General features: G+C 69.3%; 8 protein-coding genes and 1 pseudogene. 1 reads left to right on the top strand and 8 read right to left on the bottom strand.

Going from position 1 to position 15951, the window contains the following annotated elements; translation table 11 throughout:
• Positions 1–613: 613 nt before the first annotated feature.
• The 6 genes and pseudogenes from IE206_RS30770 to IE206_RS43845 all read right to left on the bottom strand — a co-directional run.
• Positions 614–1297 carry a chymotrypsin family serine protease gene (locus tag IE206_RS30770; protein WP_189967870.1) on the bottom strand — a complete coding sequence of 228 codons (684 nt, stop codon included), beginning with the start codon at positions 1295–1297 and terminating at the stop codon, positions 614–616.
• Between the two features lie 39 nt (positions 1298–1336).
• Positions 1337–5473: a hypothetical protein gene (locus IE206_RS30765; protein ID WP_189967868.1), complete on the bottom strand. Its 4137-nt coding sequence runs from the start codon at positions 5471–5473 to the stop codon at positions 1337–1339.
• A gap of 2 nt (positions 5474–5475) precedes the next feature.
• Positions 5476–9189, bottom strand: coding sequence for a hypothetical protein (locus IE206_RS30760; RefSeq protein WP_189967866.1), 3714 nt, complete (start codon positions 9187–9189; stop codon positions 5476–5478).
• Between the two features lie 380 nt (positions 9190–9569).
• A complete protein-coding gene (locus IE206_RS30755; RefSeq protein ID WP_189967864.1) occupies positions 9570–9917 on the bottom strand; it encodes a peptidase inhibitor family I36 protein in 348 nt (115 codons plus the stop codon).
• 305 nt (positions 9918–10222) lie between these two features.
• Positions 10223–10408, bottom strand: coding sequence for a hypothetical protein (locus tag IE206_RS30750; RefSeq protein WP_189967862.1), 186 nt, complete (start codon positions 10406–10408; stop codon positions 10223–10225).
• 365 nt (positions 10409–10773) lie between these two features.
• Positions 10774–11080, bottom strand: a pseudogene (locus IE206_RS43845) (transposase); the annotation flags it as partial.
• Positions 11081–11535: 455 nt separating this feature from the next.
• Between IE206_RS43845 and IE206_RS30745 the strand changes: the two are divergent.
• Entirely contained in the window at positions 11536–12708 is a 1173-nt protein-coding gene (locus tag IE206_RS30745; RefSeq protein ID WP_189967860.1) for an acyltransferase family protein, read from the top strand.
• A gap of 962 nt (positions 12709–13670) precedes the next feature.
• Here the strand turns inward: IE206_RS30745 and IE206_RS30740 are convergent.
• Entirely contained in the window at positions 13671–13928 is a 258-nt protein-coding gene (locus IE206_RS30740) for an acyl carrier protein (RefSeq protein ID WP_189967858.1), read from the bottom strand.
• Positions 13929–14741: 813 nt separating this feature from the next.
• A complete protein-coding gene (locus tag IE206_RS30735; protein WP_189967856.1) occupies positions 14742–15662 on the bottom strand; it encodes an SGNH/GDSL hydrolase family protein in 921 nt (306 codons plus the stop codon).
• Between the last annotated feature and the right edge of the window lie 289 nt (positions 15663–15951).

Below are 15951 nucleotides of genomic sequence, written 5' to 3'. Positions count from 1 at the left end.
TGACGAGACAGCGGGGCCGCTACGGAACCCCCTGACGGCCTTTCGTGCGCCCAGGCAGCCACCTGACCAGCGCCGCCAGGGCTACTGCCCGGTATGCCAAGCGTTCCAGGGTGAACGCAGCTTCGGCCGGGTGGCGAACGGAGTGCACCGCAAGCGACTGGAGGCGAACGGCATCGACCCCGCACGCTGCCTCCGCTGCCTGAAGCCCGTAGGCGTCAACCTCGCCGCAGGCAGTGACTGCTCGGCCATCCCGTGCGCGTGGACGTGAGCCGCCGCGCGTGGGCGGACTCCTGTTCAGCGGGCTGCTGCCCAGCACCAACCCTGCTGCGGGGGTGGTGCGGCCGGAGGAAGTGCGTGTGGGCGCGGAGCTGTGCGACTGGGCCGGGTCATCGGGGGCCCTGGCAGTCCAAGGAAGGCGGCCGCATTCGGGTGGAGCGCCCGGCTCAATGGGAGCCCCTCACCGCCTCGTCGGTGAACCCGGGGTGCGGCAGTCCCGGGCTGGCGGTGGAGTCGGATCGCCTGACTCCGCTTCGGCCGTGGTCAGCACACTGACGTTCAGCGCGCACTCGATCTGCTTCACGCTGTGGAAGGCGAACAGGTCTGCTCGCCCGTTCTACACCCGCGGCCCGCCCGCCACCAGCATCCCGATGATCACCGCGCCGTGCACCTGGTGCCCGTCGACGACCTTGTCGACGGGCACGAACACCGGAGCTCCCGAGTCGGCCGGCTGCGACACCACGGTGTGCTCCTTCACTCCGATCGCCAAGCCGAAGGTGCAGCGCCTCGGCTGAGGCTTCTCCTCGCACTCCTTGCCCTCGCTCAGCGAGAACACCTCCACGTCGCAGAGCAGCTTGGTGACCTTGCCGCTCACACACACCTTCTGCCCGACCACGGGCGCGTCCGACTTGCCGAGCACCCTGCGGGCGACGGGCTCACCGGGGGGACCGCCGTCCGTCCAGATGGTCGGCGCGTACACCTGCGGCTTCGTCGGGGTGCCGGTGATCAGCCCGGCGTCGGATCCGTCGTCGAAGAAGGCCCGTGCGACGCTGCCGTACGTGAACTCGCCCGAGACGACCGGAACGTTCTTCTGGGCGTCCGAACAGTGCCCGGCCGTCACCATGGCGCGCTTGCCGTCCTCGACCCGGCGCACCGCGAAGCCCGCCGTGCAGTCGAACAGGGTGCTGCTGACCGTCGTCGTGATGGCGGCGCCGCCGCGGTGCGGCTGCGGATCGTTGGCCCGGTCCGCCGGGGCCCCGGCCGCGGACGTACACGGCACCAGGGCCAGAAGTGCCGTCATCAGGCAGGCCGAAAACGGTCGTCCCCACATCCTGTGCTCCTAGAGGGCGAAGTCGATGCGGCCGAGCAGGCCGACGGTGAGGCCGAAATAGTCCGCGTGCACCAGGCGCCGCGCCGCGGGCAGAGCGGTCCCGCTCACCATGACGGTGTCGGTGGCCGTGTCCTGATCGGTCCGGTACAGCTCGTACTCCTGCACGAGCAGCCGGTACAGCGTGAGCAACTGGCCGCCGGGCGCCGGGAGCCCACCCGTCCAGGCGAAACCGGCGCCGTCGGCCCGGCAGCTCAGCTCCACGGGGGCGCCGACCTGCTTCCAGTCCATGTCGTCCTCGTTGAGGCTCGCCCGGCTCTGCAGGGTCACGACGACCCGGCGGCTCGCGCCCGCCGCGACCGCCTCCGAACCGCTGAGCCCGCCGAGTTCGTTGTACGGCGCCGGACCGGTCAGCCTGACGGTGAGGCTGTCGCCGTCCCGGTGGCCCGTGACCGACCGTGGCGGCACGAGCTGCGCGAACTCCGCGCGCTCCACCTTCGAGAGCTGCAACGGCTCGACCGAGAAGGGCTGATAGCGGGCCAGAGCGAGGCGCAGATACGGGAAGTACGCCGTGTCGGTGCCGGACGCGCCGGTGAAGTCCACATCGATGTCGACGTACCACAGGCGCCGTTCCTCGTGGTAGACGGGTGTGAAGGCCACCGCGTCGACGAGGACCGGAGCCGCGTCGGGCGACTCGGCAAGGTGCAGCCCGGTGAGGACCTTCGCCGCGTTCGGGAAGTGCGCAGCTGTGGGGCGCGGCAGTCGTGTGGTGTCGCCCCAGACCGGGTCCACGCCCCACCGTGTCGCATACGGGTCCGGCAGGGAGGTTCCCGGGTCGAGGACGACCGCCAGCATCTCATCGTCGCCGGAGGAGAACCAGGGCCGGTTCAGATGAACGCGCAGCCCGGCGGAGCGGCGGCTCTGCGTCACCGTGCCGTGCCGGTCGTCAACGGTCCGCTGCCGGCGGAACGTCGGGACGGCGTAGGCCACCGATGGCGGATCGGGCCGGCGCGAGCTGGGCACCGGCACGACGTCGGAGGCCGGACCGACCCGGGTGACCTTGGCGCGGTCCTCGGTGATGCTGGGGTGGAAGTACTCGCGGAACCGGGTGACGGCGGTCGGCGTGTAGCGGACGTTGCGGTGCTTCGTGTCGCCGAACTCATGGGTCCGCGCCACCGAGGCCACGTCCTCGGTGGCGCGCAGGATGATGTCTTCGAGGTGGGTGTGCCCATCGGTCCGGCTGGGCGCAGGGTTGGTCACGTCGTCGAGCCACTCGCTCCAGCTCGCGTCCAGCTCGACGTGGCCGCTGCTCTCGGCATGACTGGCCAGGTGTCCGCTGAGGCGGGCCGCGGTCTGCTCGGCGTCGCGAGCGGTGGTGAGATGGCTGAGCTGGGGCCGGTGCACGGGCTTCTCCACCGCGTGCACCAGGGTCAGTTCGACCCAGGGCGTGAGCATCCAGTTCTCGCCGTCGGCGCTGGCCTGCGACACGAACGCCTTGTCGGCGTCGGGGAGTCCGGCCCAGAACGAGGAGGCGGTCAGCAGGTTCCACTGGCGGAGCAGCGGTAGCTTCTCGGGGTCGAGATAGCAGCTTAGCCGGACGGTCGCGACCTCGCCCTTGGTCAGGAACACGTCGAGCACCCGCTCCAGGAGACCGTCCCACCACTGCGGCTCGCCCGAGCCCTCCTTGATACGCAGCCTGAACGGCTTGGCCTGTGGCCACGGGCCGGGGAAGGGGATCTTGCGGTTCTCGGTGTCGCCGGGAAGACCGCGCAGCATGACGCCCTCGGCCAGCACGTCCGGCAGATAGGGCAGCAGCAGCTGGTCGCCACTGTGCACCACGTACTCGCCCTGCTTCAGGCCGGCGCCGCGCCGTGGCAGGGGCAGCGAGGTGAGCGGGTCGGGGTCGTGCACGTTGTGCTTGGCGATGTGGATCTCCCGCTCCTGCAGCAGGTCGTGCTCGTTGTGCGGCCACTCGGGATCGCGCACCACGGTGTCCAGGAACGACCCGGACTCGCGGGACGCGGCCTCGAAGTACTCCTCGCGCAGCCGCTGGGGCTTGTCCGCGCCGAAGACCGGGTCGAACACGCCGTGCTCCTCAGCCATCTGGAGCGCCGTCTTCGGCGGTGCGACATGGCGCTCGGAGACCGGCTTGTACCGCCGGTCCAGACCGTCCACCGCGGAGTGTGCATCGTGGTCGGGGACGTCGGAGCGCAGCACCGCGTACGCGTCGGTGGAGATCTCCCGGTCGTCGTCGGTAACGGTGCTGCGGATGACTAGGCGCTCGGTGGACTCCCCTTCGTTGAAGGGCAGCAGCGGCACCACCACAGGCTGCGGCACCGGCTCCCAGCGGCCGTAGGTGAGGGCATCGGACTGGACGGCGTCGGCGGTGCTCGCCGTGTGGTCCAGGCTGTTGCCCGCCAGGTCGACGACCCTGGCGCGCATGCGATACGTCCGTCCGTAGCGCAGTGCGGGCAGCGAGCCCGGCTCCGGAACGAACTTGGTGTCCAGCGGCACGTCGGGCGACACGGGCGGGGCGGGCGCATGCGGCTGGTCGTCGAGGCCGATGGTCCGGCCGGGGCGTGGGGCCGCGAGGCTCCAGCCCTGCCAGCCGAACACGGCCTGGTGCCCGTACAGTTGGCGGTCGTCCGCCGCGTCCACCGTCACCGTGCTGCCGCGCACCAGGCCCTCGTCGGGGGCGACCTGGACGGCGACGGGCTGCTGTCCGGGGCGGTGGATGGTGTAGCTGCCGCGGCGGCGCAGCAAGGAGCGCCACTGGGCGACCCGGCCGGTGGCCGGGTCGACGGTGCCGATGTCCACGCGGTACCCGCGTACCAGGTCGGCCGACGTCAGGTCGAGGTCCCCGGTGGCGCTCTGTCGGTCGAGGTCGGTGCCGATGAGTCCGGCGAGGTGCTGGTCGCGGTCCGCGTGCAGCAGCGTGATCCCGGCGCCCCGGGCGGCGGGGGTGCCGGTGCTCACCAGGAGCTCGGCGACCGATCCGGTGCCGGTCGGCAGACGGTCGCTCCGCATGGTGTCGACGGTGCGGGCGTAGTCGAGGTGCTTGAGGGCCGCGCCGTCCACGTCCAGCTCCGTCAGGTGCCAGGTGTCGGGGGCGCCGAGGTTCAGCATGCGGCCGCTGATCAGGCCGCTGTCGGCCGCCGCGAACACACTGCCCCGGGTGAAGCGCAGCTTCGTCCAAGGACGTCTCTCCGGTGTGTTGAGCTGTGCGGCGCCGGTGGCCCGGTCGTCGAAGCGCACCCGGATCCGCGCTCCGTCGGCGACCGCGGCGACCGCGGCGGGCACGGCGAATCGGAGATCGATGACGAGACCGAATCTGCGCTGGAGCTCCGGATAGGCGCCCAGGAGGGCGCACGCATCGTGGAAGTCGACACGGTTCTGCGGATCCTGCGCGAGCCCGGCCGGCGCCGTGCCGCGGTGGTAGAAACGCGCCGCCTCGGCCAGCGCAAGCAGCCGCCTGGCGTCGGTGTACGTGCCGCTCGTGCGGTCCATGCAGACCGGTGTGTGGTCGGTCGAAGCGCCGACGGCCGGTCCGGAGACCCGTGGAAACAGCGCGTTTTCCACAGCGGCGTACCCGGACGTGAGATCACTGCCGAGCTTCAGAACGGGCTCCGAGATCATGCCGGTCAGCCGGAACAGCGGGGGATGTTCCCAGCCCCGGTGGTCCGTCGGCGGCTCCTCGCACAGGAGTCGCTCCTCGCGCGCCCAGGCGCGGCGCAGCCTGCCCCGGGTGGTGTCCACGGCGACGGCCTCGTACAGACCGGTGATCTCGTCATGGACCATCTTCCCCGGATAGGACCGCAGCGTCTGGCGCCCCGCCGCGGCGAGCGTTGGTGGTGTCTTCGGCGGCCGTACGAAGGTGTCTTCGGTGAACAGGGTGCGCCACAAGGTGGAATCGGCGGCCGGGTAGCGGCCGGTCGGCTGCCACTCCTTGACCAGCGTCTGCGCCGGAGCGTCGAACTCCAGCCACAGCGATGGCAGCAGGGCGGCCAGGTGGCCGGGCCAGTCAGCGAAGTGGTCGGAGGCCCCGAGCCGGGCGATGCCGGTCAGCCTCGGACTGACCAGGACGGAGACGCGCACCGCATCCCCGTCCGCCACGCCGTCGGGGAGCACGGTCCACCGGATGCTGTCCATGGTCAGGCCACCTCCGCGAAGGCCGTGCAGTAGTCGAAGACCGGGTCGACCCGGGCGCCGGTCACCGGGTCGGCGTACGGCGACATGAGGTCGACGAAGGACGGTGGAGTGATGGCCGGGTCCGCCGCGGTCAGCGCGGTGTGCGAGGCGCTTCCGGCGAACCGCTTCTCGCAGTGGATCGTCACCGACTCCTCGAAGAAGCCGATCTCGATGCTGATCGTGAGGCTGGCCCGGCCGATCGCGTAGCCGTCCTCGTATCCCAGCTCCATGTACAGCTCGATGGAGGCCGAGACGATGCCGAGGACGTTCACCTCGCCGCGCGCCCGTAGGTAGCCGACCAGTTTGACGCTGTTCTGTGCCAGGTCGAGGCGGAAGTAGATGCCTGCCATCACCGACAGACTGCCGCTGGCCACCCCGAAGTTCATGGAGACGGCGGCCCCGAACTCCAGGGCGGCGTCCAGGACCGCGATCTCCTTGGGCGTCAGGACGATCCCGAAGTAGCCGCCACCGCCGAGCATCGACACGGTCAGCCGGAAGGGCGCCTCCCGGCGGCAGAAGGAGAACCCGGCCTGCAGCGGGGTGTCACCGATGAACGGCACCGAGAGCCCGGCGTTCAGCGAGAGGTTCTCCAGGCTGAACACGCCGACGGCCGCATTGGGCAACTGCATCGAGTAGTTGGCATGGATGCCCGAACCGTCCACGGTGATCGCCGGGGGGTCGCTGAACCCGTCGACGGGGATGATGTTGCGCAGCGTCTGGACGAAATCGAGGTTGCCCACGAAGTCGACGCCCGCGAACTTCACCTCGACGTCCGGCTTCTGCCCGGCGCGCATCGTGAACCGGATCTGCTCGAAGTGCAGCACCACGGCGTCGAACCCCGGCACCATGCGCAGGTCGAACCGGCCCAGTGTGCAGGTGACGTCCGCGGCCTGCGGCAGGTCCGGGCGCAGCGAGCCGCGCAGGTCGGTGGCCAGGGTCAGCTTTCCCACCGGCCAGAACACGGCGTCCTTGGCCCTCCTCGGGATCGGTTCGCCGGCTGTCCAGGCGTGGATGTCGGGCTGCCACTGAAGGTGAGAGTTGACGGCGTCGGGCAACTTGGCGCCCAGCGCGGCGAGTTGGACGGCCTTTTTCAGGGCGAGTGCCTGGCCGACCGTGCTGTCCCAGGTGGCGACCTGGTCGGCGATCCGGCCGAGCAGGAGGCGCACTCCCGTATCGACGGCTGCGGGCAGTGCGTTGCGCAGCGCGGTCAGGGCGTCGGAGAACGCGGTGAAGGCGTTCTCCACCTCCTCGATGGTGGTCGGGTCGGGGGAGTTGTCCAGCTGACTGATGAGGTAGTCGAGAAGGACCTGGACGAAGGCAGCGGCGGCGTCGGTCACCCGGATGACCAGGTCGGCGATCTCCGGGAACTGTTCCTCGACCCCGGTCAGCAGGTCGCGCAGCCCCCGGAGGTCGCCCAGGAACGAGGTGACGGCGTTGACGGTCGCGGTGAAGAAGTTCGGCGCCTTCAGGTTGTCCAGGCCGATCTCGCTCATGATCTCGGTGAGCGGGAACATCCCGAACAGTTTGGCCCCTGCCAGCGCACCGAAGTAGTCGAGGGGGTTGAACCTGCCCTGGGCGAGCTTGTCCCACTTGTCGGCCGCGCCCGCGTCGGCGCCGAGCAGGTGCGCGGGTGTCGCGGCGACCGGGCCGGTCAGCCGGGAGAGGCCGGCGACGGGAAAGTTGGGCTGGGCGAGCGCCCCGGCGGTCTGGCCCCCGTCGCGGAAGGTCAGGTCCACCGACTGGGCCAGCTCGATGAAGACCTGGCCCTTGTTCGCGTCGGTGAAGCCGTCCTGGACATAGGGCCCGGGATAGAACACCGACTGCGGCTGGTCGCCGCCGAAGCCGGTACCGAAGCGGCTCAGCACCGGGACGACGGCCCGCGCCCAGCGGACGGTGGGCACGAAGCGCGGGTTGTCGGTGGGGTCCAGGGCGAGGATGGCGTCGGTGGTGTCGGCGCCCCAGATCAGCTGCGCGGTGGACAGCGTGGTGTCGTCGGCCTTCCGGCTCGGTGCGTACGCGAGCGCCTGGCCGCGCACTTCGGCGACCACCCGGTTGGCGCCCGGTCCGGTGAGGTCGGGCGGCCCGGGCACCGCATCCGTGCCGAGCCCCTGGTAGTGCCGGATGACCGCCTGCACATCGGCCTTGGTCTCGTGCACGATCTTGCCGACGAAGGCCATGGGCGTACGGAACTCGAGGACGCGTCGGTCGAGGTCGACCATGGCAACCTGGAACGGGAAGGGATCCTCGGTATCGGTCACCGGGAAGAAGGCGAGCTTCTCGTTGGGCTCGTCACGGGTCGAGGACAGGCCGGGGATGGTCTGCGGCGGCTGGAGATCGGGCGTGGTCAGGGTGAGGAGCCGGACGCTGGTGAACGGGAACAGTCGGTGCAGGCGCTTCTGGTCGTCGTTGTCGCCTGGCCTCCCGTAGGTGCGCACGGGCTCGCGCACCATGATGAAGTACCGCTGGTTGAGATAGGCGGCGCCGTCCGGGCGGCCGTGGTCGAACTTCCGCTCGGTGACCTTCACCAGATCGGCCAGGTGCCCGAAGGGGAACAGCCGGCCCCGGTACATGACCCGTACGTAGTGGTCCCGACCGAGGGCGGCGCGGTGCCGCCACTGGGTGACGTCGAAGCCCGTGGGCGGCCGGTCCCATCGGCCGAGGGAGTCCAGCCAGCCGCCCATCGTCGACAGCATGAGGTTGTCGACGCTCAGCGGCGCGGGCCGGAAGGCGTCCGGCAGATTGGTGTTGGAGCTCAGATGGACCACCGACGAGCGGTCCTTGCGGTCCATCGCCATGGTGAACTCGCTGCCACCCTTGGGCAGCGGATGGGGGTCGGCGGGGTTGAACCCCGCGTCGCGTGTCCACACCGCGCGGGCCCGGGCGCCGACGAGCCGGGTGTGCCAGAGCTCGATCCGGTCTCCCGGGTCGGGCGGGCCGGTGGCGTGCGTCCAGGCGGCGGTCTGCGGGGGCGAGAGCAGCAGCCGGTAGGGCAACTCGATGCCGGTCCGCGGGTTGGCGGCGTCGGCGAGGGGGTTCTCGGGGCCGGGCCCGGCGGCGAGGGGCTCGGCGGGCGGCGGCCCGGGGGCCTCGGTGCGGAGTCTGGCGTCCGCCGGGCCGTCGGGTCCGTGCCGCGCGGTCAGTTCCGCGATGGTGCGGGCCAGCCGTACCGCCTGGAACACGTCGGGGGGTTGGCCGATTGCGGCCGGTTGGAGCCGGGCCGCCGCGGCCGGTTCCCGGGCCGCGTCCACCACACGCAGCCCAAGCGTCCGCATCGCGGTGAGCAGTCCGGCTTCGCTGTACTCGATGGCGTCGTCGGCGCCCACCGCGAACACCAGCACGCTGCGGCCACCGATGCGGGAGGCCACGGGTGGCGGCTTGTGAGGCTCGCTGCCGGACAGCGGGACTCCGGTTGCCGGCGCTTCGGAAGACGGGGCGCCCGAGAGCGGCGACGCCGGTTCCGGCAGGCCGGGGCTGAGCTCGAAGAAGGCCTGCTCCACGACGTGCTGTGGGCCGAACGTGGCCACGATGTAGGCCGGTTGGGCCGGATCCTGCCGAACCAGTCGGCGTGCACCGAGCAACGGCCGCTCCAGCCGCAGCCCGAGGAAGGCGAACTGGAGGTCCAGGAGGTCGGTTGCCCGTAACAGCCGGTACGGGCCTGGTGGTTGAGACGCGGCCATGTGAGTCCCCTGTCGAAAAGCCTTCAGGCCTTCGAACCGTTCACGCCATGCGAGACACGGGGCACTCTAGGAGCGCCGCGATGGCGGCGGGAGAGGCGCGACGGAACATGCCCCCCGGGGAACGGTGCGGGTTGAGCCAACTCCTGTTTACTGGCCCAGACCTGGACAGGACGCCTCGCGGTGGCCCTGCGCGGGGCGCCCGGGATACGCGCGCAGGGCCAGCGTGAACCCATCAGCAGGAAACAAGCGCCCCTCTCGCCTGCACAACGAGCTCAGCGGCTGTTTCAAGGCAGTAGAGGGGCGCATCTGGCCAAAGTGTCCATGTACGGCGACCAGTTGAGGGTCGGCGCGAGGGTCGACTACTGCCGGATCCGCGCGGCCTAGGGCACGAAGTCGAACGAGTAGTACACGTTGTTGCTGTCCTGCCAGCCGACGCGGGGATCGACGTAGGCCCTGGCTCCGCCCTGGCAGTCCCGGTCCTTGTAGAGGTAGACCCTCTTGTCGGTGCCGTTGAATCCGGCGATGGCACCGTCGTAGTACAGCTGGTAGCAGTAGTACGTGTCGGGATTGCTCTCGGTGCGAGTCACTCCCGACCGCTCGGTCCACTGGAAGTAGCAGGCCGTGCCGGGGCGGCAGGTCGGAGCGGCAGCATCCGCCTGTGCGACGCCGGATACCGTGAGCGCGAGACCGAACGCGAGCGCGAGACGTAAGGCAGCTTTGCGGTACATCACCACATACACCTCTCCATCGTGATTTAGCACTATACAAGGCGTTTGTTCGCTATACGGCATGTCTGATCCGTATACGACGGTCATATTTCCGCAACCCGACAGCCCCGTCCATCACTCGTCGGAGGGGCGCCGAGCGCTGAGCGGGGCGCATGTCCGGCGCGCGAGTCTCCGTTCTCGAATCCGGTCACCCTGCGCAACTTCACTTGATCGAGCCCCGCAGCCCGGGGCGAATTCAACAAATCGTCGCAACACAAGGGACCGCATCGTCTGTGACGACGGTGAAGGAGCCATGAGAGGACATCTCACCGGCCGGTTAACGCTGGTGGGGCGTTAGTTGGGATGTGGGTCGGGGCGTGGGCTGGTGTGTTGCAGGTCGTGTGGTAACCGGCTGTGGTGCCCCTTGTGGGGATGGCGGGTGGGCTGGCCTGGACGGGTCCGATGATCTCGATGCCGTAGTTGGGCTGGTCGGGCTCGTATGTCTCGGTCATGTGGACCTTCCATCCTGACCAGTCGGTGTCTCGCTTGGATCCGGCGCGGACGACGCTGCCGTAGGGCGAGACCAGGCGTTGTCCAGCAGGCCGGATGTTCTTCGAGTGGCGCCAGCGGACGGTCTCGTCCTCGATCTAGAACTCCTGGACCCAGGTCCGACGGAGCATCTCCACTGAGGGGACCTGGCGGAGCCACTCCGGTGTAGCCGTGTGGAAGACGGCCTGCAGCAGGCGCATGCCATCGTTCCCGGTCTCGTGCCTCCGATGCGCTCGGTTTTTGCCTGTGGAAGCCGGTGGTCCCCGATCCGGTAGGAGTACCGCTTGACCCTCTCCTCGTCGGTCAGTTCGGCAAGCCACGGGGGTGCGGCTGCGGCCAGCACGGCGTCCGTGATGCGGGTCTCCGCACTGCCCCCGACCAGCCGATCTCGGAATTCGCTCAGCACTGAATGGTCGAACCCTGGGTCCTCAAGCTCCAAGCCGAAATCGTACTTCCGGTCGATACGTGCCCTGGCAGCCAGGGGCGGCCTGGCGCTCGGACAGGCCCTCGGCAAACGGCAGGATCGACACCAGGGCGAGAACCGTCGGAGACAGGGCCGGTCGACCCCGCTGCGGGAACAGGTCGGCGAAGTCCTCGTCACGGCCCGCGTCGTACTCCGGGCCACGATCGAGGCGGCTCGGAAGAACGGCGCCGACCAGTACACGAAGAAGGAACCGAGGCCCGTCACCACGGTGCGGCGGAACGGGTGCGGATCGGTGGGCCGACGCAGGCCCGCCTGGAGCAGACCCGCATCATCGAGGTCGCCAACAAGGCATCGGGCCAGGTCGTGCCGGACTGTGCGCCGGTCCCCGATCGAGGCGGTCCGCGCCCAGCGCCGCCGCCAGGCCGCGGCGGCCGAGGACCCCGCCCTGCGACGGGCCCGTGCCGACAGCGCGTGCGGCAGGTCCAGTGCGCAAGGATACGGAACCAACGAGGCTCCCCGGCTGAAGGCTTGACACGTGAGACATCTCGCCAACAGCCAGGGAGGCCCGCCCGTTCTGTCATTCACGCCCATCACCCGATCAGGTACCACCCTGGAAAAGCTCACTGGGTATCAATTCCTGCCCCGGGGCGAAGGAGACACGGTCGCATGCTGCCCCCTACCGGCTCGGAAAGACTTCCGTCACTGACGGGGTTGCGCTTCCTCCTGGCGGCCTGTGTCCTGATGGCCCATGCCTTGTCGGGTTCGGCGATCTTCAGCGAAAGACCGCAGGCTGCGCTCTCCGTCGCAGCGGCGCCGCTCGCCACCTCCGCGGTAGCCGGGTTCTTTGTCCTCTCCGGCTTCGTACTCGCCTGGTCGTACCGGCCGGGGGATCGTGCCCGCGCCTTCTGGCGACGCCGCTTCTGGAAGATCTACCCCAACCACGCGTTGGGCTGGGCTCTGGGTGCGCTCTTCTTTGTGGTCGCGACAGCCCCCAGCCCCATGGCGGTCGGTGGCAGCGCAACCGTGCTGGGCGGGGCCGCAGAGTTGTTCCTGCTGAAGGTCTGGATGCCTGTTCCCGAAGCGTTCAACGGCTTCAACGACCCGTCTTGGTCTGTTTGTTGCGAGGCCTTCTTCTACCTGCTTTTCCCGGTGCTGATTTTCGCTGCCCGCAGGTTGAGCCGGACCGGACTGCGCTGCACGTGGCTGGCCCTGGCCTGTGCGATCCTCACGTTCCCCGCAGTGGCGATGGCGCTCGACGGGCGAGCGCTCCCGGGCTGGCCACTCGGTCTGAACGCGCTCTGGTTCGGCTACGTCTTCCCGCCCGTGCGATTGACGGAATTCATGCTCGGAATGGTCACCGCGCGCCTCGTCCAGGAGGGGGCCTGGCCACGGTTGAACGCGCCGATCCGTATCGGAGTCCTGGTGACGGTACTCGCCACAACTCCATTCCTTCCTCTGACGTATTGCCTCGGGGCCAGCTATGGCTTGCCTTTCTCCTTGATCGTTGCCGGGCTGGCCGTGCGAGACATCCAAGGCCGGAGCCGTTTGCTCGCCCGGCCGGCCATGGTCGCGCTGGGAGAGGCTTCGTATGCCCTTTACATCGTTCACTTTCCCTTGTTGATGTCCGCCCGGCAGGCCGTTGGCGTCAATCACCGGTTCGCCGTGCTGAACGGCGTCCTGTTTGCAGCGGGGCTGATGGTGGCGGCACAGCTGGTGGCCCTGCTGGTTCACCGACGCTACGAACAGCCAATCCAGGCGCGCTTCGCTCGGGGCACCCGCGCTGTGTCGTCCGGCCGCCTTGAACACAGCGCATTGCCCGCAACCGACTCCTGCGGTTGAACTCGCCGTGGCGGAAGGTGGTCTGACGTTTCGTGATCGTTGCGGTATGCGGGAGCGATGAGGCAGGCGCAGGGAGGCGGGCTGACGCAGGGGAAGCAGGCAGCTCGTGAACAGGTGAGGCTGGAGACCGCCGAGCGGTTCGCGCGTGGGGAGAGGACCAGGGACATCGCGTGTGGGCTTCGGGCCGGGGAGCGCCAGGTGGAGAAGTGGCGCAGGACGTAGCGTGAGGGTGGGGCCAAGGCGGTCGAAGGGGCCGATGTGTGTGGAGCTGTTGAGCCCCTGCGCAATGGGAGCGTCTCGTACGGGAGTCGGAGCGCGGCACCCTGGGCGCACGGGTGGGACGAGGAGCAGGGGTGGACGCTGGTGCGGATCCGAGCGTTGATCATCCGGTTGTTCCTGGTGGAGTGCTCGGTGCAGGGGGGCGTAGCGCACAACCAGCTCCAGGCCCCGTGGTCTGGGTTTGGGACAATCTCAACGAGTCGACGATCGAGCAATTCCCCAACTCCAGCGTCTTCGTCCCCACGGGACCCAAGTGGAGGCGGCGGTGTCCGGGGTGGGCCGCCCGACCTTGAAGTGTGCGGGCCGCGTCGGTCCGTCAAGGACGCCCGGCGGTGTCGCTACCGCGATGAGCTGGGCTCATCCTTGACCGCCCGCCGCGGCCCTGAAGACCGGCCGGCTATCGGGCGGACCGGGAAGTTGAGGCATCCCCCGGGTCGCGACGGAGCAACTCCGCGCTCCCCATGGGGACGCTCATGAACTTCAGCCGGGTGAATTACGCGGACTTCCACACTCAACGGGCAGCGGACGGCACGGCTGGCGCTGGACTGCCGCCCGGTGGCCTGCCGTCAGCGACGACACCGCCTTCATGGACAACCATGAGCGGAATACAGCTGCCGTGACCGAGCCCGCGCGGACTTCGCCGACTCACAGCTTTCCAGCCTGCCACCTCGAGATCTCACGTGTCACGAGGCTGTCGTCTCTGCGGCGGCGTCCCATGAGGCATCGATGACGGCGGCGATCTGGCCCACCGTCGTGTCCAGAGTGACCTGGTCATCGCTGAAGTGCAGGCCGGTCCGGTTTTCCAGAGCGACGGCGACCTCGACCCGCGTGAGCGAGTCCAGATTCAGGTCTTCCATCGTGGATTCGGGCGACAGGCCTCCTTCTGTGACCGAGAAATCCGCCACCAGTACCTCCACAACAGTGCTGTACCCCTTGCCCATACGATCTCCTTGCGAGGTTCTTACAAACCGGCTTGCCGCGTCCCCTGCACCTCTCAATCCTTACGGCGAAACTCCGAATAACCGGCTAATGGGCTGGATTTCGCGCGGATATTTCGCCTGGATGGGGCATCCTGGCTCTGGTGGCGAAGTCGGGTGACGGCTGCGTGGGACAGTGAGCGGGTGGGCCGTTGAAGTGCGTTTCCCGCCAGGAGCGTTGGGAGTGTCGCGTGTTGCGTCCTGGTGATGTCCCGCCGGTCCCCTAAGCCAGGGCTGCTCTGGCGTGGCAGGTTCATCGCGCGGCACCGATGAGACGCGGGTCCGCGACGCGCTGGATCCGCTGTTCACCGACGCCGACTTCACCACCGGCCCGGTGGCCGGGATGTACCCCGAACGGGGACAGCCGGGTCTGTGGCTTGACTTCTTAGGACCCAGAGACGTCTCGCAGATTTCGAAGTCGGCTGCGCGGATGACCCGGGCCTGCCGCAGTGGCTGACTGCGCATCGTCAAGGACGCCCCACCGCTTGCTGGTGGCATCGGCCGCAATGAACCGAAGCCGGTCTTTCGCCTCCCTGGCCGATGCTGGGTGTGAGCTTCCCCCGGTGGGGTCGCGGCGGTCCTTGCGGTGTTGCGGTGTCCGTGGGCGACGGCTGCGGCTCCGGCTGGGCGGGGAGGCCGAGGGAGCCGGGGCCGGGGCTCTGGACGGCGAGGCTGTCCCGGTCCGTCTTGCGGAACCGGCGATGCGAACCCCGTATTCAGCGCCCGTGCAGCCGTAGGGCCGGTCCTCTCCCCAATGGCCGGCCCTACGGTGCCTGCTCAACTTCCCAGTTCGTCCAGGACAGTTGCGGCCTGGTGGTCGGCGCCGAGGCGGTTCGGGTGGAAGGGGACGGCGGGACCCGGCGGGTTGCTGGACATCGGCAGCAGGCCCTCGACCCACCGCGTACCGGCCGGCTTGCACATGTCGTGCCCGAGGCTTCCCCGGTAGGTGCCGACGAATCGGGCCCCGCCCTCTGCCGCGGCGGAGGCGAGCACGGAGTTCAGGTCCCTGAGCCGTGCGCCCAGCCAGGTCAGGTCCTGGTCGAGGATCGGCACCTGCGGGTAGCAGCCGCGGTCGGTAGCGATCCCCGCGAGATAGTCGACGACCAGGACGGTGGCCCTGGGCGAGCGCTGGTGAATGCCCTCCAGTACGCGAGTGATCCGCGGCTTGACGGCGGCGATCCGCCGCGCCATCAGATCCTCGCCGTCGGGGCCCTCGAACCTGGTCCGGCACGGGGTGGAGAGCAGGGCGGGCAGCGGGGTGATACATCCGAGGACAGCACTCCCGAGCTCCGCGTCATTGCCGCCGATGCCGACGGTGACGAGGTCGGTGGTGGGAGTGAGCCGGTCGAACTGGGGCGGATTCACGCCCTGCTCGACCAGCGGTGCGCTGCCGACGTTCTGTGGCGCGGTCATCTCGGCGGTGGTGGCTCCGCCGCAGGTCGCGTCCCGGAACGTCTGCACCCCGAGCCGGGCGGCGACCTGCTTGGGATAGTTCCAGGAGCTCTGGCCACAGCCGACGGGGGCGTAGGTGTGATCGATGCCGAGCACGGTGGCGTCGGCGGACCAGGAGTCGCCCAGGGCGACGTACTCGTGAAAGCGGGGGCCCGCGTGGCGGGCCTGGTTCGCTGCGTCGGCGGAGGCGGCCGGGGTGGCCAGCAGGGTGAGGGCGAGGGCGATAAGGAGGAGGCGGGGTTTCACAGGTCCATCCACCCATTGCCAGCCAGGGTTTCGGAGCATCCTGGCCGATAGTTCACCCGGCCGGGGGTGCCCCTATGCGTTTCGTCCCAGTGGGTTTGGGTTGATGGTTGAGTTGGCGGGGGTTGTGACCTGCCCTTCAGTCAGAGATCGGTGACGGTGTCGTAGTTCGCTGCCGCGGGGGTGGTCGTGAGCGTGACGGTGTCGGGTCACTGGGGCAGTGGTTGCGTTTGTGGTGGCAGGCTCGGGCGATGGTCTGGTGACAGCGCCGCCAGGCGGACCAGGCCAGGCC

This window comes from Streptomyces violascens, assembly GCF_014649955.1.
GTDB classification, from domain to species: domain Bacteria; phylum Actinomycetota; class Actinomycetes; order Streptomycetales; family Streptomycetaceae; genus Streptomyces; species Streptomyces violascens.
Note: the sequence above shows the minus strand (reverse complement) of the source record. Positions and strands in the feature narration are given on the sequence as shown.